This window comes from Acinetobacter sp. YH12039 (assembly GCF_013420015.1).
GTDB classification, from domain to species: domain Bacteria; phylum Pseudomonadota; class Gammaproteobacteria; order Pseudomonadales; family Moraxellaceae; genus Acinetobacter; species Acinetobacter amyesii.
Map to the genome: position 1 here is coordinate 96,507 of NZ_VOZA01000007.1, position 24,901 is coordinate 121,407.

Below are 24,901 nucleotides of genomic sequence, written 5' to 3' on the forward strand. Positions count from 1 at the left end.
ACTTATCCTTTATTCCAAAAATTATAAAAATTAAACCATTGATACGGCGCACGCATGCAATGCTTTTCCAGCAGCTGCACATATTGCCGAGTGGTCTGCTGCATGGCTTGCATGCGCTCTTTACGCGGCCAGTTCAGCTGATCGGCCACTTTATGAATATGCACTTCAAAATGCGCTTGCACCCGATAGCAAAACACCGCCAAAACGGGCGCTTTCAATAAACTTGCCAAAATCCACGCGCCTTGCGGCCACAGCGCCTGTTCCCCTAAAAACTCAACAGGCTGGACACGGCCAGACTGCACAGGTACACGGTCGGCAGCCACAATCACCCACTCACCTTGATCCAGCTTATCTTGCAAAATCAATGCGGTTTCAATACCCAACTCATCTACCGAAACCAAATTCACATCGGCATGCTCATTCAGCTTCTTTAAAAATTCATTAAATTTTGTCGCGTGCTTTTGATAGACCAGCACATTAATTTTTTGCGGATGCTCAGATTTCACTGCTCGCAGCAGCTCGATATTGCCAAAATGCGACACCACAATCACTGCGCCTTTTTGGTAATGCGCACGGAAATGTTCATGCCCATGCAGCTGCAGTTCTTGCTCGGCCACATTGCCCAGCCAGCCTTCAATTTTATCTAAAATGCATTCGCCAAACTGCATGAGATGCGTATAGGTCTGCCCCATATGCGGCTCAGACGCAAAAGGTGATTGACTGCCTGCAAAATAATGCAGCTTTTTTAAATACAGTAAAGAAGCTTGGCGTGCTGTGTTTGAAAACAGCCAATACCACATAATCACAAAATACAGCACCAATCTGCACAGCCAGCGTCCACCCAATCGGTAAAAGCCGAGCATCAGCATCAGTGGCAACATGCCGCCACGCTCTTTGATGCTGCTCCATTTGGGAGTCTTTTGTTCTGACACGTTTTGCTCTGACACGCTTAGCCTTTCACTTTGTAATACAGCAATTTGGGTAAACGCAGCAGCATGCCGCCCAATAACCGGCTATGCGCGCGAGCCATCCCTAAATTATCTCGCCAAACATTAAAATGCGAAATACCGTCTTCAGGATAGATGACCCGCGTCGGCACATTCACAAAATGTACATTTTCCCATTTCAAGCGCACCAAAATTTCTGAGTCAAAGCCCATACGGGGCTGAAATTTAGCGCTATTCAGTACTTTTACTGTCTGCGCCAGCGGATAAACTCGAAAACCGCACATACTGTCTTTAATTTCAAAGGATAGGCTGTTAATCCACACCCAAATGTGCGTGGCATAACGGCCATATAAGCGTTTTTTCGGCACAGATTCATCAAATACAGGCAGACCAATCACCATCGCTTCTGGATGCTGCGTCGAGGCATCTAAAAAGTGCTGAATATCATTCCAGTCATGCTGACCATCCGAGTCTAATTGCAAGGCGTGACTATAGCCCTGCTTATATGCATGCTGCAGCCCCGTCATAACCGCCCCGCCCTTGCCTTGATTGACTTCATGCTCAACCAAATCCAGTAAAGGATTATCTGCAGCCAATGACCGCAGCACCGCTGTACATTCAGCATCACTGCCATCATTCACCATAATAATAGGCAACTGAAAAACGTTTAGATGCGTAGTTAAGGCCGCCAAATAATGCGGATGGTTGTAAACTGGAATTACAAAGCAATGCTGCATTCTTATACCCTCGGCTTATTCTTCCACCGCTGAAACAGCAAACAGCAGCCGCCCAGAAGCCAATGTTTTATCTTGTTGTTTCAGTTCAAAACTGACTTTGTGCGCCTTTCGCATCAAGGATAAATCCACACATTGATAAGGACGAATCAAGTCCTGAAATTTTAACTGCTCAAAACCATTGCACCATTGCAAATCCGCCCAATGCTGCTTTGCAAAATGCTGAATGAAGCCAATTTGACCAACGCCTGGATAAATTGGAAAATTCGGAAAATGTCCTTTAAAGCATTCTAACTCAGGACTGAATTCCAGCGCTAAATTAAGCTGCTCATCGTGTATCTGCTGTGTCAAAATTACAGGCAGCTGCATTGGCTGAAACAAAGACTTTAAATACTGCTTATTGAGTTTTGATTGTGCATTTTGCGGCATCAGGGACAAGAAGCGCCATTGCCGCGGAATGGCAATGCTTTCCAGCTTTTCACTTAATTGTTTTTTTAGCTGCGCTACGAATGCCGCTTTGCCCATTTCCTGCAGATGCTGACGCGCTTCATCCGTCAGCACAGCCACCGCGGCTAAAATTTGACGGTGCTCTTTTTCATACACCAAAACGTGGCATTGCTGTACAGCATTTAAATCTGCAATTTTCAGCTCAATGGCATCGAGGCTTAAACGCTTTTCTTCCAGTTTCACAATTCGGTCTAAACGGCCCAGCAATCGAAATGGGCTCTTAGGGTTCGCCATTTCTGTCAGTTCGACTTTATCACCCGTCAAAATCCAGTCTGTACTAAATGCATGATTGGTTTTGACTGCCAATTCTTGCTGTTCCTGAGCCTGAATATCAACATTGGCAAAAGGAGTCCATAAGGCATCATCCTGCTGACGATGCGCAATTCCGCCTGTTTCAGAACTGCCAAACACTTCTGTAATGGGACTGTTCAAATATGGGCGGACACCCGCATCCAGCTTGCCGCCAGAGGAATACACCGTAATACAGTCTTGCAACAGCACATCCTTGGTCCAGCGCTTGAGCAAGGCTGGGCTGGAAATCACATAGTTTGGCAGCTGTAAATGCGCAATTTTCTTTTGAATATCGGCCACATCTTCAGGAAAGGCCAATTGCTTTTGATAAAAGCTGCGCCCGCTCGCCAAAGGCCACAGCAGTTTAAATAGTAAGCCATATATATGCTGATGACTGACTGTTGCAATTGCGATGGCCTGTTCGGGCAAAGTAAAGCTAGCATCTAGGCCGCAAACTTCATTAAACAGCTGCTGTAAGGTGCGAGGAATTTTTTTCGGTTGGCCTGTAGAGCCTGATGTATAAAAATACACCTGCGCCTGATTTAAAAAGGCGTCATCAAATTCAAAAGTTTCTTGATGCTTTTTATCTGAGCTTTTACTACGTTTTAGAAAATAGATCTGCTCGGCAGCCAATTCTTTTTCTAAGTCACTGACACGGTTTGGCGGCAGCAATACCTGTTTTTTTGCCTGCAAAGCAGCAAATAGCAGCACCAAAAACTCATAGCTGTCTTGTTCCCACAGCGCCCAAACAGGTTCAGATGACATGCGGATCTGAGCTGCCTGCAGCGCAACATCCTGCCAAAAATCCTGAAATGAAATTTCACGTAGATCAGACTGAATACATAAAGTTCGGGATGAATGCAGATGGTGCTGAAAATGACAAGACATAAATGTTATTTCTAAACCGTGATTATTTTCTAAATTAAAAAAATGAAAATGACGCTATTTTTGCGCCTGATGCAATCGCTGCTGGCGTTTGCGCAGCAGGTACTCTCCGAGCAATAAAATACCCATCAACATATAGGAAATAAAACCGTTATACAGCACCCAAATCTTCATTGACACAAAATACACCGTCCATAATGCAATCAGCGCATTGATAGCAAAAAATCCGCACCACACTTTGGTGACTTGACGTGTCCAATGCACGCCTTCTGGCGGTAAGTCTGGCTCAGCTAACCGCGCAAAGCGCTCAATCATGGATGGCGGTTTGATTAAGGTCATACTGAAAATAATCAAAGCACCCACATTCATGCAGACTGGGTACAGTTTTAGCCACGCATGATCTTTAAGTATCAAGCTTAGCCCACCGCAGAGTATAGCAAAGCCGGTCAAAGGCCACAGCAAAGCATTGCCCTTGCTGAACATGCGCATCATGCCCAGTGCAATCAGCAGCACACTCACCCATGCATAGTGGCCTTTTGCCAAACCATAGCCGACAAAAAAAGGATAGAGAATCAATCCGATTACTGCTATCCCTTTAAAAACTGCATTCATTCAGCTGACATATTCTGAATGACGGCTACAACGTCCTGTACGGTGCGGACATTTTTAAAATCTTCCGGATTTACTTGCTTACCGGTTAATTCTTTAATCTTTACGACCAAATCAATCGCATCGATGCTGTCTACATCCAAATCTGTTGCCAGATTGGACTCAAGCTGTACATCTTCAGGCGCGATTTCAAACAATTCGTCCATCCATTCGCGCAATTTTTCTAAAACGGTTTCTTGTGCAAGCATAGCAACCTCTTATGCTGTTTTCTGAGCTTCAACTAAAGCCACTAAGCTTTGAATTGATTTAAAGTGTTCTTTGGTTTCTGCAGACTCTGCATTTAAATGAATGCCGTAACGCTTTTTCAATGCCAAGCCCAGCTCCAATGCATCAATTGAATCCAAACCCAGACCGTCGCCAAATAAAGGCGCTTCTGTTTCAATGTCTGCAATGGTGATGTCTTCTAGGGCAAGCACATCAATAATCATTTGCTTCAATTCATCAGCAAGATTGTTCATTTAAGGATAACTCTTGGTTAAAAAACCACTGTAATTGTTGATTTAATTGACGTACATTTTTTGGATTGACCGTTACATCATCCAATACGTCTTCCACTTGGATCGCATCCAAAACTTTCACGTGAATATGAAAAGGCTGTTCTGGGATGTGATACCACTTTTCATTTTTGGTCAGGGTCGAAGGTGTACATGTAATCAGTACTGGCCGAATCAGCACACCTGCGCGCAAGGCAATATTGGCAGCGCCGCGCTGAAAGTCATTCAGCTGCTTATCTTTTTCAGTCCGTGTCCCTTCTGGGAAAATCAGTAATGATGCCGCTTTATCCTGCTGCAGTTTGTTCACGCAATCCTGAATAAATTGTTCTGAACCTGCATTTAGAATATAGCCCGCACTCTGCACAGGGCCTTTGGTAAATGGGTTAGACCACAGCGTCTGTTTGACCACGCAATTTGCCTGTTCCATTAAACCAATTAATATCACAACGTCAATCAGTGTCGGATGATTGGCAATCACCAACTCCTGCTGACTGTGCTGCAGTTTTTCCAGCCCTTCAACTTCATAGGTCATAATGCCTAGCTTAACCATCATTTCAGTAAAGCCTTTAAAGCTGTGCTTAATGACTTTTTGCGTGCGCTGTATGCGTAAGGCTTCATCTTGGGTACTGAGTTTCACCAAAGGCGCAACAAGGCCACCTATCGCTGCTCCACCTGCTCCAAAGCTGGCAAAACTAAAGCCTGTCGCACCGACACGCCAGACATAATTGGCTTTTTTCTTGATATTTTTTAAGTTCAGCATTTTGTCCACGCAGCGCTTTCAAATTGACTGTCATCTTGCCAGAAATGATAAAATTGTAATGCCTGCTGAAAATACGTCTGTATGTCCGAATGGTGAGAAAGATCCAGCTTTAAATTTTCAGGTTGCAGTGAAACCAATGCGCTCATAGCAAAAGCAGTAAAGGGCTGATGTTCAGCATACAGTTCAGGTAAGGCTTCATCATAATACACCACCAACGCGCGGCTGGCTTCGGGCATCGTCTTGAGCCAAGCATAGGCTTCAATCAATGCATCATTCCAAGAACCAGCTAAACTGGTTGAAGGAGTAGCGTCTTTGCATAAGATCGAATACAGACCGGATACAGCGTTATGTACAGAAGTTGAAAACTGCGTCGGCGATGGTGTTTGCTCATGCAGCACATCTTCTAAAATTTTCAGGGTCTTGGTTTCATCACCATACTGCGAAACCCATACAATATAGTCAACGCGCTGTTTTGCCAAAACCTGCATAGCCGAGTTTAAAGCCAGCTTCGCCACCAATGACAAACGGCGACGCTGCATTGCAGGAATTTGCTCTAAGGCAGGAAATACCTCATCGGCCCGGCTCATCACCAGCCGAGACATATTCATAAGCACCATGCGCTGTATTTCCTTAGCCTTTAAAACATATATTTCAGAATGGTGCGGATTATAGCATTGACGATTTTTTTTTTACAGAATATATGTTGACCGTATGAAATATCATAGATTTAGTTATATTTCCCCATGAAATAATATAAATGCCAAAATATAAAAAACCCGCACGCAGCGGGTTTTTTTATACAGCTTTATTTTTAGCTACCTTGTACCAATCGACGTGCGCTAATAATGCCTGGTTGTTGCTCTAGACGTGCCAACAGTTTCGACAACTGCGCCAAGCCTTTCACTTCAATCAATAGCTTCATATTGGCAATACCATCACTCTCGGAAATGGTATTCACCTGACGAATATTGATTTGGTCTGAGAAAATCACTTGAGTCAGATCTTTAAGCAAACCACGACGGTCATAAGCTTCCACCACGATTTGCACACTTTGACCACGAGTTGGCTGCATTTCCCAATCCGCTTCAACCGCACGTTCAGGCTCTTGCCCAATCATACGGATATAATCCGGACATGCGACCTTATGGATACTTACGCCACGATTCAGGGTGATATAACCAGCAATCGATTCACCATGCACAGGCTGACAACACTGAGCAATGTGTAGTTCTACATTGTCCAAACCATCAATCAAAATACCATGCGCCGAAAGCGTATGACTTGCACGTGGGTTCAAGGTTGGTTTTAACACCAGTTCAGGCTCATCCTGATCGAGGTGCATATGACGGTTAACCTGATTGATTAAAGCATGCAAGCTAATGTCACCACTCACCAAGCCAATCAATATATCTTCACCCAATTTCACATTAAAATGATTGCAGTAATCATTCAAATCGATACTTTTCGGGTGAATCGCCAAACGTGATAATTCTTTATTCAGAATCTCACGTCCCACTTCCAAGTTTTTACTACGGTCTTGCTGACGGAACCAATGACGCAACTTATCACGTGCACGAGCCGTCTTGATATAACCCAGCGAGTTTACCAACCAATCTCGGTTAGGCTCACGATCTTTCTTGGTTAAAATCTCGACCTGTTCCCCAGTTTTGAGGGTATAGGTTAAAGGTACATAACGTTGGTTCACCCGTGCTGCATAGCACTTGTTGCCCACTTCAGTATGCACATGATAGGCAAAGTCAAGCACGGTCGAACCGCGTGGTAATTCTTTGATATCACCATCACGACTGAACACATAGATTTTCTCAAAATCTTCAAACTCTTGGATTTGTTCGAAGTTTTCAGAAGCCTCATCTTCTTTATGGGCGCTAGCATCATTTCGTTCTTGATAATGTTCAAGCACTGCACGTAAAGAATGTAAGCGATGATTAAATGAATAATCTGTGGTTTTAGAACCTTCTTTATAGTTAAAGTGCGAACACACCCCGAGTTCAGCTTCTTCGTGCATATTATGCGTACGAATTTGCACTTCTAAAGATTTGTTCTCTGCAATCACGGCCGTGTGCAGTGAGCGATAACCATTGGCTTTCGGGTTGGTAATATAATCATCGAACTGATGCGGAATATGACGCCAAATTTGATGAACGATCCCCAGTGTGTGATAACACTCAGGTACATTATCCACCAAAACACGAACCGCTCGAATGTCATAAAGCTGATCAAAGCTCAGGTTCTTACTCTTCATTTTTCGATAAATCGAATAAATGTGTTTCACCCGACCATTAATCTCGGCCTCAATGCCATGATCTAACAGTTCTTTACGCAACTTTTCTGTCACGAACTGAATATATTGCTCACGCTCTAAACGTTTTTCATTCAGTAAAGAGGCAATTTCTTTATAGCGTTCAGGTGCTAGATAACGGAAAGCAAGATCTTCAAGCTCCCACTTAAGCTGTGCAATCCCTAAACGGTGCGCGAGCGGCGAATAAATGGTTAAAATTTCTCGTGCGACACGCTCTTGTCGCTCTTTGGTTGAGTGCGCCAACTCACGTAATGCATAGGTACGTTCAGAAAGTTTGATTAATACAACACGAACATCTTCGGTCACAGAGATCAGCATTTTATAAATGCCGGTCAAATGTTCACGCTGATTATTATTAAAATGATCTTCTAGACGTTTATTTTGCTCAATCAGGTCAGACAACTTACCCATGGCAAGCGTGCCTTTGACCAAAGCATGAACTTGATCGCCAAATTTGCTTTGGACTTCTTCTAAACTGGTTACGCCTTCACGAACACTTCGATACAGCATGGCTGCTGATAACGTATCTTCATCCGCATACAGATGAGCAAGAATATCCGCCATTTCAATACCGGTATAGAAGGTATTCGAGCGATGGTTGACCGTTGTTTCAAGTTCATTCTGTAAGGTCAGATGTGCAACTTCTTCGAGTTGCTTTAGAGGAGCCCCGTCAAACATGCCACTCACACGCTCTAGCCATTCAGCCAAATCATGCTGTGCTTGCTCGGCATGTTCTACAGTCGTTTCCTGAGACAGCTCATTGAGACGTCCAGGTAATTGTTCACGTACTGTGACCATACCCTACTCCTAGTTTTCTACGCTTCATAACTTTTGATCGTTTATCTGATTTTCTTTTTCGAACAAAGCAATCGATTCGACATGCCCTGTATGGGTAAACATGTCCATGACACCCGCTTTTTTCAAACGGTAGCCTTGTTGTACCAGCATTCCAGCATCGCGTGCTAGTGTTGCAGGATTACATGACACATAAACGATTCTTTTTGCACCAAATTTGGGCACATAACGCATTATTTCTTCTGCACCAGAACGTGGTGGGTCTATCAATAATGCATCAAATCCTTGTTTTGCCCAAGAATGATGCGAAAAATCTTTTGTTAAATCTTGTGAATAAAATTTCAGTTGCGAAAGGCCATTGTTTTGTGCATTTTCTGCACCACGCTGAACCATTTCTTCACTCCCTTCAACTGCAACGACTTGACCCGTTGAACCCACACATTGAGCAAGTGGTAAAGAAAAGTTTCCTAAGCCACAAAACAGATCTAGAACTCGCTCACCCTGTTGTAACTGAAGCAATTCACATGCCAGTTTCACCATTTGCGGATTAATCGTGGAATTCACTTGCGTGAAGTCCTGAGGATTAAAGCCAAATTCCACACCAAAGTCACTTAGACCATAGTGCAGACGCATCGGTGTATCGGGATGATCCACACGATGTAAGCTGTCCGGTCCCTCAGGTTGTAAGTACAGTTGCCACTCTTTATGTAACGCAAATTTTACTAATTGGTTGACATCTTCCGCGCAAAGTTCCGCCGTATGACGAATCAGGAGAGCAATTTCTTGATCTCCCATGGCCAGTTCCATATGCCCAATATCTGCTTTACCTTGCAAACCTTGTAACAGTTGTTTGAGTGTGGTGATGGAGCCAAACTCACGATCCAACACCATACAACGGTCAATCGAAGTCAGTTTATTTGACTGGCTTTCACGAAAGCCGACCACGAGCTTATCTTTTGCAGGTAAGTAACGCACACCGATACGCGCTTTACGACGGTAATCTTCACGCAATGAACGTAAAGGAGCTAACCATTGATCAGGTTGTATCCCAGCAAAATGTTGCAAATGTGATTGTAAAACATCTTGTTTTAAACGAATTTGCTCGTCGGGATGGATATGTTGCATGCTACAACCACCGCAGACCCCATAATGTGGGCAGGCCGGTTTTACTCGTAGTGTAGACTCTTCACTCAGCAACTCCAGACTGTCTGCTTCTTCAAGGCGCTTAACGACATTGGTAATACGCGCACGCACGGTTTCACCCGGCAAGGCATAACGGATAAAGACTTTCTTACCGTGTTTTTCTGCAGGATGATCTGGATGCGTGCCAAAGTGCGCTATGCCTCGCCCCTCATGTGAAAGCGATTCAACCTGAAATGTATAAATGGGTTGTTGGGCTTTTTGGGGTTTGGCTTTGTGTTTCATGCGTACCTAATGTGTGGAAGATGGGAAATCAGATTGAGTGAATTCGGTACGCTGCGAGGTTTGCTGCCATACCAATAAAAAGTCAGCGTGTTGCGGCTGAGTTTGTAAATATTGAATCGTACTTTGAATCAGGTGCTGATGATCATTCAACAATAACTGTCCTTTCAGCAACAGCCAGCGTAAATAAATCAACCATGTATTGAGCACATCGCCTTCACAGTAGCTGGTCAGTTCCGTCCACTGTTGTTCACGTACATATTCAGGCACATGGTAGCCACCATCACCACGTTTACCGGGGAAACCAAGTAAATGTGCTGCATCGTCGAGCTTTTGAAAATGACGACCATGGAATATGGCCATGACATCCATCAAATCTACATGACGATGATGATAACGATTCTGGTAGTTATTATAGCGCTTTTGCGTATCAATCTCTCCCTGATCGAACAAACTTGGTGCAGATAGTCCGTGATACATGGCACGGAACAAAATTACAGGCAAATCAAACTGCGAACCGTTCCAACTGACCAAGGTCGGATGACGCTTTTCAAAAATAGAAACGAATTTTTTTAAAATTTCAGCTTCGCTATTGTCTTCACGGCTAAATGAAAACAACTTCATGCCCTTTTCATCAATCCATAGTCCAGAGATACAGACAATTTCATGCAAGGCCAAACGCTGAAAATCCGTGCCCGCCTCTTGGCGACGCAGTTTAGTCAGCGCAGCATCTAGATCCACCTCAGGCAGATCCAGTCCATACAAATGCGCACCTGACTTCAAATCTGTCAGTGTTTCGATATCAAAAATTAAAACAGGTAAACGCATAAGTACTCACCAGTGCCAATTGGCCACTGTAATTATTCAGGATCAACAACAGAGAATAGACCAGTAGACAAGTATCGGTCACCACGGTCACATACGATGCAAACAATCACGGCATTCGGATTTTCTTCAGCCAATTTAACTGAAGCCCATACCGCACCACCCGATGAGGTACCTGCACTGATACCTTCTGTACGTGCTAAACGACGAGCCGTTTTTTCCGCTTCAATTTGTGGAATATCCATAATACGATCGACACGTGAAGGATCAAAAATCGTAGGAAGATATTCTTGTGGCCAACGGCGAATACCAGCAATGTTTGAGCCTTCAGACGGTTGTAAACCAACAATTTGAATATCCGGATTTTGTTCTTTTAAATATTTCGAAATCCCCATAATGGTCCCGGTGGTTCCCATTGAGCTGACTAAATGTGTAATTTTACCGCCTGTTTGTTTCCAAATTTCAGGCCCAGTAGTAAGGTAATGTGCTTCCACATTGTCCGGGTTACCAAACTGGTTTAGGACTAAACCTTTGCCGTCTTTTTCCATTTGAAGGGCAAGATCACGTGCTTCTTCCATGTTTTCTGATTCGATCAGTTCAGCACCGTAGGCACGCATGGCATCTTTACGCTCTTGGCTAGAACTTGCAGGCATGATCAAGGTCATTTTATAGCCACGCATTGCTGCAACCATAGCTAAAGCAATCCCTGTGTTTCCGCTCGTCGCTTCAATCAACGTATCACCCGGTTTAATCTGACCACGCTTTTCCGCTTGCATAATCATGTTATATGCAGGGCGATCTTTGACCGAACCCGCTGGGTTATTGCCTTCTAACTTGGCTAATACTGTTGCTTGAGTATGACTTGCCAGACGCTGTAAACGCACTAACGGCGTGTTGCCGACGTAATGGTCTAATAAAAAATCGTCTGCTTGAAAATCAGGGGTTGTATTACTCATTATTCACACCTATATCGAGGTGCGCCTATTGTATGAAAAAATGCCTTTGCCTGCACCCATTTGCCTCGCTTTTTCGCGAAAGTGATTAAAGCGCAATCAGTTTTAAATAATCCATGCTAATATTCGGGGCATAAGGAATAAACTGCTTAAACCATGTCAAATATCAACAAAAAGCTTTTTAAACGCCTACACTTAAATCATGCCTATGGTCAGTTGATTGCACTTATTTTTGTGCCGATCACCATTTTGGCCTGTGTCGGTGCGATGTTGGTAATAACAGAAACCTCCAATGCAGCCAAAGCACAACAAAGACAAATGGCTGTTGCGATTCTGACGCGCTATCAACCGACATCAGAATCGGCTATAGAGTTGCTCAACCATTATCCGTGGCAGTTTGATCAAGCTCGCAACGCCATGCAAAGCATGTTGAACGAAAAACATTTGATTCGTGCCGCGATTTTAGATCTCAAAGGCAACAACCGCCTGAGCATTGGCTTTCAAGATCAAGATATTTGGCCTGCTTTTGACAGTAAAGCGTCTTTTATCGGACCGATTGCACATCAGGGCAACCATATTTATGCCCTGAAAATTTCAGACTCAACCCAGACCCCAGCATGGTTAAGCATTGAACTGGACAATCAACCGCTGCAAATTGCCCGCTATCGCGTGTTAATCGTGTTGATTGCAACAGGCTTATTGACGCTCCTATTACTTTTGCTGTGTTTGAATTTTTATTCACGTCGTTGGATCGCACCAATGTACGAAATTCGCATGCAGTTACAACGTTTAAATGCCGACACTCTAGATCAGCACATGATCATTAACAGTACTGGAGAACTCCGGTTATTACAGCGTGATATAGCTAACGTGGTTAAACGTTTACATTTCAGTTTCTTAGAGCTACGTGAACATACCGAACAAACGGAAGATGACTTAAGACGCACGCTTGATACTTTAGAAGTGCAAAATATTACCTACCGTCAAGCACGTGACCAAGCAATTCAAGCCAACCAATCAAAATCAGTGTTTTTGGCCAATATTTCCCATGAACTGCGCACACCGCTGAACAGTATTGATGGCTTTATTCATCTTTTACTGCGCCAAGGCAACCTCAGTAATGAACAAAATTTATATCTACAAACGATTCGTAAATCTTCTGCGCATTTATTGGCTTTAATTAATGACGTGCTTGATTTCTCCAAAATCGATGCAGGCAAACTAGAACTCGAAACTGCGCAATTCGACTTAGAAGAAGCCGTCTTTGATGTGATGGATATGTTGTCGCCATTGGCAGCACAAAAACACATCGATATGACCTTCTACTATGCGGACAATGTGCCGAAATTTGTGGTCGGTGATGCTCTACGCTTCAAGCAAATTTTGACCAACTTAATCTCAAATGCAATTAAATTCACTCCTGATGGTGAAATTATTGTCCGTGTCCGTATGGAGCACGATGACATCGGTCAATGTCTGCTGCACTTTAGTGTCCAAGACAGTGGTATCGGCCTAAGTGGTACTGACCGTAAGAAACTGTTTGAATCCTTCTCGCAAGGTGATGCATCTGTGACCCGCCAATTTGGTGGTACAGGTTTAGGCCTTGCCATTTCCAAGCAATTGGTCAGCCTAATGCATGGACAAATTGGTTTTGAAGATAACCAAGAACGTGCCCCAACAGAAAAAGGTTCAACCTTCTGGTTTACTGCGCGCTTTATGGTCGATGAAGAAATTGAAATTGTGCATCCACAATTTAGCAATCTACAAGTCGTTTCCTACTTAGCACATCCAGCAACCGCCAATGTCCTGCGTCATTACTTAGAAAATTATGATGTTGAACATATTGAAACGCAGTCGATCCTAGATTTATTTAGTCGACTCAATCAGCTAAAAACCAATGAAAATACTTGGTTAATTGTTGACCATAGCGGCGACTCTGAAGCTTTACTTAAAGAAATTCGTCATCGTTATAGCGGTAACTTAGCGGTTTATGGCTACCAAATGATGCTCGATCCAAACATGTTGAACGAGTACCGTGCCCGTCCATTACATCAACCGCTCAGCCGTACAGCGCTGATTCAGTTGTTGAGTAATGAGCCGTGGTTTGATCAAGAGCAACATGAAGAATTTAATGGTCAAGGTCTGCACATTTTGGCTGTCGACGACCATTTACCAAACCTGATTGTGCTTGAAGCCCTGCTCTCTGAGCTGAATGTGAAAACCACCAAGGCTTTGAGTGGACAAGAAGCCATTGAAATCATTCAAGCTCGCCAAGAGCAAGGTTTGGCAGCTTTTGACCTCATCTTTATGGATATTCAAATGCCAGTGATGTCAGGTGTCGATACCACGCGTGCTATTCGTTCACTTGAGTCAACCTTTGAAAATCATAAGCGCCTTCCTATCATCGCTTTGACGGCACATGCGCTCTCCGATGAAAAGCAAAAGCTTCTACAAAGCGGTATGGATGACTATGTCACCAAGCCCATTCAAATGGATCAAATTATTCAAATCTTGACCCAATGGACTACCGATAACTTTAAGAAAGTGCCGGTTTTAGAGCGCAGTTCAGTGATTGAAGCCCTAGAGCCGAGTATTTTAGATTGGCAGCAAAGCTTGCAGTTGGCCGCGAATAAAGAAGACCTTGCAGTCGATTTACTGAAAATGCTCGTCGATAGCTTTGAGCAAGAAATCCATGAAATGGCACAGCTCATCGAAGATGAAGATTTCCCACAATTAGAGCATGTGCTACATCGTCTTTATGGCGCAACCCGCTATGTGGGTGCTCCAACCCTCCAAGAGGTTTCAGGTCAATTTGAGCAATTTGTATCGACCTTACGTAAGGAACGCCGTAAAGCGGATGACGCTTTTGTCCAAGAAACCCTGAACCGTTTTGATGAGTTAAAAAATGTCATGGCACAAGTTGAACACGCGGCTCAACAAATCTTAGCCAAACAAAATAATTAAGCGCAGTCCGACTAAAGTCAGTGCCGTCCAGCTTCTGTTGTGACTGCACTGTCATGTATCCTGTCAGGGTGCATGCTATGCTCGGGCGCAGAAACAACAAGAGTAATTACCATGGCTTTATTACGTGTAGAAAAAAATAATGGCATTGCAACGGTTTACTTAAACCGTCCAGAAAAACGTAATGCAATGAGCTTTGCATTGCTCAAAGAATTGGTCAGCACCGCTGAAAAATTAAAAAAAGATCGTAGCTTACGCTGTGTCATTTTAACGGGTGAAGCCAATGTATTTAGTGCTGGCATTGATTTGGCTGACCTGAATGATCCGAAAAATCGTGCCTACGCCGCGTGGGAACTGTTAAAGCCCGGTCAAAGTTTATTTCAAAAAGCCTTTCTGATTTGGCAACAACTTCCTGTGCCGGTGATTGCCGCACTTGAAGGCTTTTGTTTTGGTGCAGGCATGCAACTTGCCTTGGCTGCCGATATCCGTATTGCCCACCCGAAAACGCAAATGTCGATTATGGAAAGTCGTTGGGGTTTAGTCCCTGATATGGGCTTAACTCGCTCGCTCAAAGGTGTGATTGGACTGGATTTAGCCAAAGAATTAACCTTAACAGCACGTATTTTTGACGCAGAATATGCCAAGGATATTGGCTTAGTGACGCATTTAAATGAACAGCCTTTGCTTCAAGCGCAGCAGTTAGCCGAAGAATTATCACAACGTTCACCAGATGCCTTGGCAGCAGCAAAACAAGTGCTAGATGCCATGGAACATAGTCCAAAACGATCTTTACGTTTAGAAAAAATCTGGCAATTTAAATTACTGCTCGGCAAAAACAGCCAATTGGCACGTAAAAAAGACAAGAACCCAGAGGTTCAGTTTTTACCACGCCAATATAAGTAAAATAGTCACACAGGATAGATTGAGTACAGCACATGGCGTTTGATCGTAATACAAAAATTGCATTTCTAGGTATGGGGCTGATGGGTAGCCGCATGGCCACGCGCCTCATTCAGGCAGGATTTGAAGTTGCGGTGTGGAACAGAACTGCCGCTGCGTGTGATGAGTTGATTGCGATTGGCGCGACAGCGCTTCAATTGGAGAATATTGCCCATTATCCTGTGGTTTTATCTTGTCTCGCAGATGATGCTGTTGTTGCCGCGGTGTATGCAAGCATCGAAAATCATTTAGCGGCAGGACAAATTATTGTCGACTTCTCGAGTCTTTCTGTGAATCAAACTCATCAATTGGCTCATGCTGCAACGTTGAAACAAGTCACTTGGATTGACTCTCCTGTTTCGGGGGGCACAGCAGGCGCTGAGCAAGGCACTTTGGTCATCTTTGCCGGTGGTGATGCTCAAACGATTCAAGATTTGAGTCTGATCTACAATGTTTTATCACAACGTGTTACCCGCATGGGCGACTCAGGTACAGGTCAAGCCACCAAAATTTGTAATCAGCTGATCGTCGCTGCCAATAGCACGTTAATCGCAGAAGCCGTCGCATTAGCCGAGAAATCAGGTGTAGACACCACGTTATTAGCACCAGCACTTGCTGGTGGATTTGCAGACTCAAAGCCTTTTCAGATTTTAACTCCACGTATGGCAACGCATCAGTTCGAGCCCGTGCAATGGAAAGTTCAAACTTTATCTAAAGACCTGAATAATGCAGTCCAACTGGCTGCCCAGTTTGAATTAAGCATCCCTGTTGCCAGCCTTGCTTTATCGCAACTCAAAGCCCATCAGGACAATGGTTTTGCAGAAAAAGATTTAGCCACCATCATTCAACATGTCGAACAAAACTAACGACTTTCACTTTAGAAGTAAATTGCTTCAAGGACGATATACATGACTCAGCTCGCGGTTAATTTATCCATGATTTTTACCGAAGTGCCGTTGTTAGAGCGTTTTGCTTTGGCTCGTGAACATGGTTTTAAGCATGTAGAAATTCAGTTTCCGTATGAGCTGAGTATTGAGCAAATCCAAACCCAGCTCACTATCAATGATTTAAGCCTGTGTTTAATTAATGTCCCTGCGGGTGATTTGATGCAAGGCGGCGATGGTCTTGCGGGAGTTCCGGGGCGTGAAAATCAATTTCATCAGGCCTTAGAGCAATGTATTCGCTATGCCACTGCGTTAAATGTACCGAGTGTCAATATTTTAGCCGGCAAACAGCCCCAAGATGCAGACTTACTCCCATGTTTAAATACCTTGTCAAGCAACCTTAAACTGGCATGCCACATGTTGTCCGAACATCATATTCAACCGGTATTTGAAATGATTAATGGCACTGATATGCCGCGCTTTTTGGTCCAAAATATTGCCCAAGCTCAGGAAATGCTTGAAGCTGTACAACACTCTACTTTGAAGATGCAATATGACTGCTACCACATGGCGATGATGGGTGAAGATATTCTCAGTACTTTGGCAGAAAATATTCAGGATATCGGTCACATACAGTTTGCTGACTGTCCGGGGCGACATGAACCTGACTCAGCGCAGATTCCATTTGCAGAGATTTTTAAATGGTTAGATCAAAGCCAATATACAGGTTACATCGCGGCTGAATACCGACCACGAAGCAACTCATCACATTCTTTTGCGTGGAAAGACAAATACTTCCCTCATTTAGCCAATGGCCAATGACGTGTTGATTTGAAATTCAGCAACAAAACCGCTATATTAGACCATGTAAAATTGTCAGGAAATCATACCCTCTATGAATTTAGAACCATCGCCCAGCGCTTCTAATTCTCTCGATCTCGCAAAATCAACGCAAATCAAAGACGTACAAGCTTGCTTAGCTGTTGTACGTGAAGCACTTGAAGATGTAAAAGCCAAAGATATTATTGAACTTGATATCAGCACTATCAGCAACGTAGCAGATGCGATTGTTATTGCGAGCGGTACTTCAACTCGTCACATTAAGTCTCTTGCAGACAACGTGGCAGAAGAAGCACGTAAAGCTGGATTCCGCCCTATCGGTGTTGAAGGCGAACGTGATGCAGAATGGATCCTGATTGATCTCGGTTTTGTAGTGGTACATGTGATGTTACCTACAGCACGTAAATTCTATGATTTAGAAAGCTTATGGCGTACAGCTCCAGAAACTGTAGCTTAAGCTTCCAGAAAAAAGCGACCTAATTAGGTCGCTTTTTTTATCCCTTGATTTTATACACCAAGGACTATCAGCTTCATGGTGTTTCCCCCCGGCACTAAACCAGTTGATGTAAATCCACCTCAGGATAATTGGCTTTAATTTTCAGCTTGGTTTGTGCATAAACTTGGTCTGCACGCATCGGGCCATAAAAGTCACAATACACTTCATAAATGCTCGTTAAAACTTTGGCATAACTGGTCAAGGGCAAAAACTCGACAAAACTCGCCGTATTTATTTGTGCATTTGCCGCAATTGCCAGCCCGATTTCTTCTAATTGCTCAATCACATCTTGGGTGAAATCAGCCTGATCTGTAGATTTCACCGTCAGCATGACTGACTCGATAAAGCCTAAAAAAGCGTCGCTAATGGTCTCTGCAATGGGCTCGTCGTCTTGCTCCTGCTCCTGCGGTTTTTCACCCCTTAACAGTTCCTGCTTTTCCAAGGTAGATAACTCATACAAAACTTGCTTCAGCATATCTTTACGATAAAAGCGAAGCTCCTCTGTGGTACAGATATCATTTAAGAAGCGATTCAATACAAATGATGGTTTCATGCTGTACTGCTGCTCCCAGTGCCGTAGCGCACTGTCGAGTAACGTCCCATGAATAAAATGTTGTAAGCCTTTTTCTAAAGCTTCGCGGCGTTGTGCCAAATTTAACAGTTCGGTGCTCATTGCTTTACTCTTGTTAATGACGTTTAGTCATATCATCCGTTTCAAAAGTCACATCTTTTTGAAACTCGGGATAAGACAATTCAGCATGCTCGGTATAGTCCAAACCCCGTTGTTCATGTTGCTTACTCACCCGTAAGCCACCCAACAATTGATCCAAGACCTTAAATACAATGAACGCAACGCCAAAGCCCCATAAAAAGGCTGCAATCACCCCAAGCCCTTGTATCGCGATGACATCGCCATTAAACATATTATTTTCAAGGAAGATCCCTGCTGCCAATGTTCCCCATGCACCACAGAAACCATGTACCGTCACCGCATCCACCACATCATCCAGTTTCATTTTTTCCATGAGCATTGGCAGGAAGGTCACCATAACACCTGCACATAAACCGGTGATGACTGCATAGAGTGGAGACATCGTTGCACAGCCTGCCGTAATGGCAACTAAACCACCCAGTGAGGCATTGATCGTGCTGCGGATCAAAATGGCTTTAGATCGGATGAGGCAGAGCAACATATATGCAACCGCGGCAGCACACGCTGCAAGATGCGTATTTAAAGCAATACGTCCTACGCTGACATTGGCATTAATGGTCGAGCCTGCATTAAAACCAAACCATGCTAACCATAAAATAAAACCGCCTAATGCCACTAAAGGTAAGTTATGCCCCGGTAAATAATGGCTTTGCCCATTACGTCCAAATCGACCCAAACGTGGACCCAGTACGATAATGCCCGCTAAAGCCACCCAGCCGCCCATCGAATGCACCACGGTCGAACCAGCAAAGTCGATAAACCCGAGTGCTTTTAACCAACCGTCTCCACCAAATAAACTGCCCCATGCCCAACTACCAAAGACAGGATAAATCAGACCTGAGACAACGGCCGCACTCACCACATAAGCCACAAAATGAATCCGCTCCGCCATTGCACCACTGGCAATAGTGGTTGCCGTTGCAGCAAACATCATTTGGAAAAATAGAAGGTTCCAGTGCCAATCATCCAGTTGATCGGGTGCAAAATGACTTAAGCCAAACCAGCCCGTGGTATTTACCCCAAACATCAGACCAAAACCCACCAACCAGAACACCAGACCACCCAAGCAGGCATCCATGTAGTTTTTCATGAGTACGTTCACGGTGTTTTTACTGCGAACTGAACCACTTTCGATCATGGCAAATCCGGCTTGCATAAAGAACACCAAGATGCCACCCAGTACCACCCAAATACTGTCGAGCGAAATACGAATGTCTTGAATATTACTGGCGATTTGCGGGTCGACTGCCCATGCAGTCGATGTCAGGACACTCAGAAACAGTGCCATCAAGTATGTTTTTTTCATGATTATTCCCCCAAGAATAACCATGCTGTGCAAAAAGAATACCAAATTTCAGACAATTAATTATTTTTCAATGCATTGCGTCACAAAACCAGTTCGCGACAATATTTTGAATCACTGAGATCGAATTTAATGAAACAAAACAGCGCATCAATCTGCACCTTGGTTTCAAAATACGCATCAATTTGATTCAAGCACCTGATGCGCTAAATATTTGTGCACTTTTAGTGTGAAACATCAATTAATCAAAAGCGAACAAAACAAAAAACCACCCGAAGGTGGTTTTAAATCTTCCTCAGTCCCGCTTTATCACAGCGGGACTTTGGCAATATGGATTAATGACCGCCGCCATTAATGGCTTTTGTCATATCTTCCACAACTTTCTTCGCATCACCGAAGATCATCATCGTTTTATCGTTATAGAACAAGTCATTATCTAGACCTGCGTAGCCTGTAGCCATAGAACGTTTGATCACCATAATAGTACGTGCTTTATGCGCTTCAAGGATTGGCATACCGTAAATTGGAGAACTTGGATCGTCTTTTGCCGCTGGGTTCACAACGTCATTCGCACCAATCACCAGTACTACATCAGTTGCTGGGAAGTCTGAGTTGATCTCATCCATTTCAAGAATGTCTTCATATGCAACGTCAGCTTCAGCTAAAAGTACGTTCATGTGACCCGGCATACGACCTGCCACTGGGTGAATCGCAAAACGAACTTTTACACCTTGCTCTTTTAAGATTTCACACAATTCTTTCACGGCATTTTGTGCACGACCTTGCGCCATACCATAACCCGGTACGATCACCACGCTGTCCGCATTTGACATCAAGAAGCCAGCATCGTCTGCAGAACCTGAACGGTGATTACGCTGTGCTTTTTCACCATTATCCGCCGCCGCTACTGCTGTACCACCCATTGCACCACCAAACAAAACGTTGATGATTGAACGGTTCATGGCTTTACACATGATGTAAGACAGAATTGCACCCGATGAACCAACCAGTGAACCTGCAACAATCAGCATGTTGTTTTCAAGCGTGAAACCAATCCCTGCTGCTGCCCAACCTGAGAACGAGTTTAGTAACGATACCACCACTGGCATATCACCACCGCCTACTGGCGCAATCCATACCCAACCAAATGCAAGTGCAAGAACAGTCATTGCCCAGAATGCGTTCATGTTGCCTGTGGTAAAGAAGTAGATACCACACGCCAACATCGCAAGGAAAATTAAGGCTTGAACAGGTTTTACCCATCCACCTGAAATGGTTTTTGCCCATTTCTTCGCAGCCAATTTACCGTAAGCAAATACCGACGCTGTGAATGTAATCGCACCAACGAAACAGCCTACAAACAATTCAAATAAATGAACTTTGCTCATGTGGGCATGTTCTACACCCGCTGCTGTTAATACCGCTTCATTCTCCGCGAATGCCGCAGTCAATTGGTTGTTATGTAGAATCGCAGCGATCGCAATCAGTACCGCAGCCAAACCGACCAATGAGTGCATCAGTGCCACAGTTTCAGGCATTTGCGTCATTGGAACTGTTTTTGCACGTGCAATACCTACAACTGCACCCAATACCATTGCACCCACAATCATCCAAATCACCGGATGATCTGCGACAAAGAATGTGGTGATTACAGCAATCGCCATTGCGATCATGCCATAACGGTTACCTTGAATCGCAGTTTTTGGACCAGACAAACCACGCAACGTTAAGATAAAAAGAACGGCACCAATCAGGTAGAACCAATCCGCATATTCTTTAATGAATTCCATGGATTAACCCTCTTTTTTCTTTTGCTTAGGTTTGAACATTTCAAGCATACGTGCAGTCACCGCAAAGCCACCAAAAATGTTGATACTTGCTAGGAAAACGGCAATCGCACCTAAAATACTCACTACGTTAATGCTTTGGAACTGTACGCTTGCATCCACAATACCTGGGATACCAACGGTTTGAATCATCGCACCAACGATAATGATCGATGACAAAGCATTGGTTACAGCCATTAATGGTGTGTGTAGCGCAGGTGTTACCCCCCAAACCACGTAGTAACCAACAAAGATTGCCAAGACAAAAATAGTAATCGTTTCAACCATGATGATTCTCCTTAACCACGTTTTAGCAGCACTTGGCCGCCATGAGTGACAAGTAGTGCTTTTTGAATTTCTTCTTCAGGGTTAATTGCGAAGTTCTTTTCGCTATCAAACAGGGTTTCAATGAAATTCAAAACGTTACGTGCATACAGTGCCGACGCTTCAGTCGAAACTGTTGAAGGAATATTTGGAATACCGAGAATTTTCACGCCATTTGCAGTCACAACATTTTCGCCGCAAACAGAACCTTCAACGTTACCGCCAGTTTCAACCGCCATATCTAGAATGATTGAGCCCGGTTTCATTTTGGCAACGGTTTCTGCTTTGATTAAACGTGGTGCATCACGACCCGGCAATAATGCAGTCGTAATCACGATGTCAGCATTCGATACGGCTTTATCAACAATAATCGCTTGGTCACGAATGTAGTCTTCACCCGGCATCCAGCCATAACCATTTTTCGCAGCATCGGCTGCTTTTTGTTGCTCTTCTGGTGACATTGGTACGTCTAACCATTTACCACCCAAAGATTCAACTTGGTCACGTGCTGTAGGACGTAAGTCAGTTGCTTCAACTACGGCACCTAAACGTTTCGCTGTTGCAATGGCTTGTAAGCCTGCAACACCTACGCCCATGATCACCACACGTGCAGGTTTTACTGTACCTGCTGCTGTCATCAACATTGGGAACATACGTTGATATTCTGCCGCAGCCAAAAGCACAGATTTATAACCTGAAAGGTTGGCTTGAGATGAAAGTACGTCCATGTTTTGCGCACGAGATAGGGTTCGTGGCAAAAGTTCCAATGCAAATGCAGACACGTTTTGTGACGCAAATTGGTCAAGTTCGGTGTTGCGGTAAGGGTCAAACATGCCCACAACGGTGGTACCCGCTGTGAGTTTTTGAATTTCGTCACCTTTAGGCGCACGAACTTTCAAAATCATTTGACTACCGGTATAGGCATCATCCGTAATTTTGGCACCAACTTGTTCATAGGCACTATCGATGTAAGCAGCGTTTACCCCTGCTCCACGTTCAATAACGACGCTATGACCAGCGCTGATCAACTTCTTTACTGTTTCAGGCGTCGCAGCGACGCGATTTTCACCGACAACAGTTTCGGCTGGAATTCCGATCTGCATGAGCGTTCCTCAAGCTAATTTTTCTTAAGTAAACATCGCAATCCGCGATGTCTCCCCTCAGGATGTGTTTTTGTACAATTTTTGGATTCTAATTGAACTTTTTTAAAATACTACCCAATATTTATTTAATAAATACCCATATTTTGAACTCATGATTCATGAAAAGAATAGTGCGATATTTCATTTATTCAGTTTTATTTGTCGATTTATTACTCATTTTTATCCTATTTATAACTTTTTAATATTACTTAAGACCAAAAAAATAAATAATTTCGCTGGTTTTAGTGCTGATTGTTTCAGTGCGTTGATCATTGTGACATTTTCATTCGACAACTAATGACCTTAACGTGTCGTGAAAAATCGACTTAAGTCAGGTAAAGCCGCTATTTCATTCAGACTGCATCAGCTCGTTGACTCATTTGACAGTTTTGACGTGCTGACCTGCATTGAAAACTGACTTTTTTCTGCCAGAGTCTCGTCAAATCGGTCAGCTTGAATATTCGATGGATTTTTGCGCACGTTTCGGGTTTATTGAGATCTTGCTCTCCCCACCTGATGCTTCGCCTTAACTTAGAATTGACTTTTTTAGCTAAAAAAATAATTTTTTGAATATTTAGCATCATGATATCGCTACTGACTTTCTATCCCCAAAAAACACTATTGCACCATTTGTGTGCAATTTTCACCTTAAATGTTTCAGCCTGATATATTTGACCTGCCGAGTCATGTTGAGATTAAAAAATCTCAAAACCAAATTGGTCATTTCTTCCACTGTTTTTCATGTTTGATCTAGCAATCCCTTATGCATAAAGGAATAAGTACTATTCTTTTTTTACATTTTTACTCACACGATGCATTTTTTATAATCAAAATGATAGTTCAAACTTATCGGATCAATGCTGTCGAATTCGTTCAGTCGTCATGAGGCACACCTTAACTTATGTCAAGAAACCTTAGTCCGCACTTCATCGGTGCAATTTTTGCGCTGATTGCTGCCTTCTTGTTTAGTACCAAAGCGATCTTTATTAAGCAAGCCTATGCACTTTCTCCTCTTGTCGATGCCACTGTCCTCATGGCTTTACGCATGATGAGTGCATTGCCGTTTTTCTTGGTCATTGCATGGCTGAGTCGACGTTCTTATCAAACGATTCAACGAAAAGATTGGGTGCTCTTGCTCATTTCAGGATTAATCGGCTATTACTTTTCGAGCTGGCTCGACTTCCGTGGCTTGATGTATATCAGTGCTTCGCTTGAACGAATTATACTTTTCCTGTATCCCACATTAACCGTACTGGCTTCCGCTGTTTTATTCAAAAAGCCACTAAGTTTTAAAACCATCCTTGCCCTGATTTTAAGTTATGGCGGGACAGTGTTAGTGATGCTACAAGAACAAAATGCCACACCACATGATCAGTACTTTTGGCTCGGATGTAGTTTGGTTTTTGCCAGCGCCGTGTTATTTGCGATTTATTTATTACTCACGCCAGGCCTCATGCAAAAGTTTGGTTCTTTACACTTTACCGGTCTAGCCCTGAGCATTGCCTGCGTTGGGACGATTATTCATTTTCTATTTGCAACACCACAGCCCATTGCCTTGCTCCAACAACTCCCGAGTCAAGTCTGGCTGTATGGTTTAGCGCTCGGACTATTGGTTACCGTGCTTCCAACCATTTTAATGATGCAAAGTATCGTCCGACTTGGGGCTGCACAATCGGCCATGATTGCCTCTATCGGGCCCATTTTAACGATTTTACTGGCTGTCGCGTTGTTGAATGAACATTTAAACCTATGGCAATGGGTCGGTTGCGGTCTGAATATGCTGGGTGTCTTGATGATCAGTCTCAGTAAGAAATCCTAAACGCGTGCGTGGATACAATTCACAGAGAAACACTTTAAGACCTGTTTGATTTT

General features: G+C 43.6%; 23 protein-coding genes. 6 read left to right on the top strand and 17 right to left on the bottom strand.

What is annotated here, in order from left to right:
- Positions 1-2: 2 nt before the first annotated feature.
- From FTT98_RS05455 to cysM, 12 genes are all read right to left on the bottom strand, one after another.
- The gene (locus FTT98_RS05455; RefSeq protein WP_218954599.1) at positions 3-881 is read right to left on the bottom strand and encodes an acyltransferase; all 879 of its coding nucleotides are present in this window, start codon (positions 879-881) and stop codon (positions 3-5) included.
- Positions 882-949: 68 nt separating this feature from the next.
- Positions 950-1,684 (bottom strand): glycosyltransferase family 2 protein, encoded by a 735-nt coding sequence (locus FTT98_RS05460; RefSeq protein ID WP_180177118.1) that lies wholly within the window; start codon positions 1,682-1,684, stop codon positions 950-952.
- Positions 1,685-1,699: 15 nt separating this feature from the next.
- Positions 1,700-3,367: an AMP-binding protein gene (locus FTT98_RS05465; RefSeq protein WP_180177119.1), complete on the bottom strand. Its 1,668-nt coding sequence runs from the start codon at positions 3,365-3,367 to the stop codon at positions 1,700-1,702.
- A gap of 54 nt (positions 3,368-3,421) precedes the next feature.
- On the bottom strand, positions 3,422-3,976 hold the full coding sequence (locus FTT98_RS05470) for a septation protein IspZ (RefSeq protein WP_180177120.1): 555 nt from the start codon (positions 3,974-3,976) through the stop codon (positions 3,422-3,424).
- Complete coding sequence (locus FTT98_RS05475) at positions 3,973-4,221, bottom strand: acyl carrier protein (protein ID WP_111885456.1); 249 nt, start codon at positions 4,219-4,221, stop codon at positions 3,973-3,975. The genes FTT98_RS05470 and FTT98_RS05475 overlap by 4 nt, the downstream gene beginning before the upstream one ends.
- Positions 4,222-4,230: 9 nt before the next feature.
- On the bottom strand, positions 4,231-4,491 hold the full coding sequence (locus tag FTT98_RS05480; protein ID WP_086178413.1) for a phosphopantetheine-binding protein: 261 nt from the start codon (positions 4,489-4,491) through the stop codon (positions 4,231-4,233).
- On the bottom strand, positions 4,475-5,287 hold the full coding sequence (locus tag FTT98_RS05485) for a 1-acyl-sn-glycerol-3-phosphate acyltransferase (RefSeq protein WP_180177121.1): 813 nt from the start codon (positions 5,285-5,287) through the stop codon (positions 4,475-4,477). The genes FTT98_RS05480 and FTT98_RS05485 overlap by 17 nt, the downstream gene beginning before the upstream one ends.
- Positions 5,281-5,904, bottom strand: coding sequence for a beta-ketoacyl synthase chain length factor (locus FTT98_RS05490; protein WP_111885454.1), 624 nt, complete (start codon positions 5,902-5,904; stop codon positions 5,281-5,283). Before FTT98_RS05490 ends, FTT98_RS05485 begins: the two co-directional genes overlap by 7 nt.
- 194 nt (positions 5,905-6,098) lie before the next feature.
- Entirely contained in the window at positions 6,099-8,405 is a 2,307-nt protein-coding gene (locus tag FTT98_RS05495; RefSeq protein WP_078194183.1) for a bifunctional (p)ppGpp synthetase/guanosine-3',5'-bis(diphosphate) 3'-pyrophosphohydrolase, read from the bottom strand.
- A 24-nt stretch (positions 8,406-8,429) separates the two neighbouring features.
- Complete coding sequence (gene rlmD / locus FTT98_RS05500; protein ID WP_180177122.1) at positions 8,430-9,827, bottom strand: 23S rRNA (uracil(1939)-C(5))-methyltransferase RlmD; 1,398 nt, start codon at positions 9,825-9,827, stop codon at positions 8,430-8,432.
- A 6-nt stretch (positions 9,828-9,833) separates the two neighbouring features.
- Positions 9,834-10,652, bottom strand: coding sequence for a 3'-5' exonuclease (locus FTT98_RS05505; protein WP_180177123.1), 819 nt, complete (start codon positions 10,650-10,652; stop codon positions 9,834-9,836).
- Between the two features lie 32 nt (positions 10,653-10,684).
- A complete protein-coding gene (gene cysM / locus FTT98_RS05510) occupies positions 10,685-11,605 on the bottom strand; it encodes a cysteine synthase CysM (protein ID WP_180177124.1) in 921 nt (306 codons plus the stop codon).
- A gap of 153 nt (positions 11,606-11,758) precedes the next feature.
- Between cysM and FTT98_RS05515 the strand changes: the two genes are divergently transcribed.
- From FTT98_RS05515 to rsfS, 5 genes are all read left to right on the top strand, one after another.
- The gene (locus FTT98_RS05515) at positions 11,759-14,566 is read left to right on the top strand and encodes an ATP-binding protein (protein WP_180177125.1); all 2,808 of its coding nucleotides are present in this window, start codon (positions 11,759-11,761) and stop codon (positions 14,564-14,566) included.
- A 111-nt stretch (positions 14,567-14,677) separates the two neighbouring features.
- Entirely contained in the window at positions 14,678-15,466 is a 789-nt protein-coding gene (locus FTT98_RS05520; RefSeq protein ID WP_168378725.1) for a crotonase/enoyl-CoA hydratase family protein, read from the top strand.
- Between the two features lie 32 nt (positions 15,467-15,498).
- Positions 15,499-16,368 carry an NAD(P)-dependent oxidoreductase gene (locus FTT98_RS05525; protein WP_180177126.1) on the top strand — a complete coding sequence of 290 codons (870 nt, stop codon included), beginning with the start codon at positions 15,499-15,501 and terminating at the stop codon, positions 16,366-16,368.
- A 42-nt stretch (positions 16,369-16,410) separates the two neighbouring features.
- The gene (locus tag FTT98_RS05530; RefSeq protein WP_078191282.1) at positions 16,411-17,208 is read left to right on the top strand and encodes a hydroxypyruvate isomerase family protein; all 798 of its coding nucleotides are present in this window, start codon (positions 16,411-16,413) and stop codon (positions 17,206-17,208) included.
- Positions 17,209-17,281: 73 nt separating this feature from the next.
- The gene (gene rsfS / locus FTT98_RS05535) at positions 17,282-17,683 is read left to right on the top strand and encodes a ribosome silencing factor (protein WP_078191283.1); all 402 of its coding nucleotides are present in this window, start codon (positions 17,282-17,284) and stop codon (positions 17,681-17,683) included.
- 94 nt (positions 17,684-17,777) lie between these two features.
- On the opposite strand, the gene FTT98_RS05540 is transcribed toward rsfS, so the two are convergent.
- The 5 genes from FTT98_RS05540 to FTT98_RS05560 all read right to left on the bottom strand — a co-directional run bounded on the left by FTT98_RS05540 (position 17,778) and on the right by FTT98_RS05560 (position 22,990).
- Entirely contained in the window at positions 17,778-18,395 is a 618-nt protein-coding gene (locus FTT98_RS05540; RefSeq protein ID WP_180177127.1) for a hypothetical protein, read from the bottom strand.
- Between the two features lie 13 nt (positions 18,396-18,408).
- Complete coding sequence (locus tag FTT98_RS05545) at positions 18,409-19,740, bottom strand: ammonium transporter (RefSeq protein WP_180163292.1); 1,332 nt, start codon at positions 19,738-19,740, stop codon at positions 18,409-18,411.
- Positions 19,741-20,072: 332 nt separating this feature from the next.
- Positions 20,073-21,527 carry an NAD(P)(+) transhydrogenase (Re/Si-specific) subunit beta gene (locus tag FTT98_RS05550; RefSeq protein ID WP_078191286.1) on the bottom strand — a complete coding sequence of 485 codons (1,455 nt, stop codon included), beginning with the start codon at positions 21,525-21,527 and terminating at the stop codon, positions 20,073-20,075.
- Between the two features lie 3 nt (positions 21,528-21,530).
- Positions 21,531-21,851, bottom strand: a complete 321-nt coding sequence (locus FTT98_RS05555) for a proton-translocating transhydrogenase family protein (RefSeq protein ID WP_078191287.1) — start codon at positions 21,849-21,851, stop codon at positions 21,531-21,533.
- 11 nt (positions 21,852-21,862) lie between these two features.
- Complete coding sequence (locus FTT98_RS05560) at positions 21,863-22,990, bottom strand: Re/Si-specific NAD(P)(+) transhydrogenase subunit alpha (RefSeq protein ID WP_111885447.1); 1,128 nt, start codon at positions 22,988-22,990, stop codon at positions 21,863-21,865.
- 940 nt (positions 22,991-23,930) lie between these two features.
- Here FTT98_RS05560 and FTT98_RS05565 point away from each other — a divergent pair.
- Entirely contained in the window at positions 23,931-24,848 is a 918-nt protein-coding gene (locus tag FTT98_RS05565; protein ID WP_180114434.1) for a DMT family transporter, read from the top strand.
- The last annotated feature ends 53 nt before the right edge of the window (positions 24,849-24,901 follow it).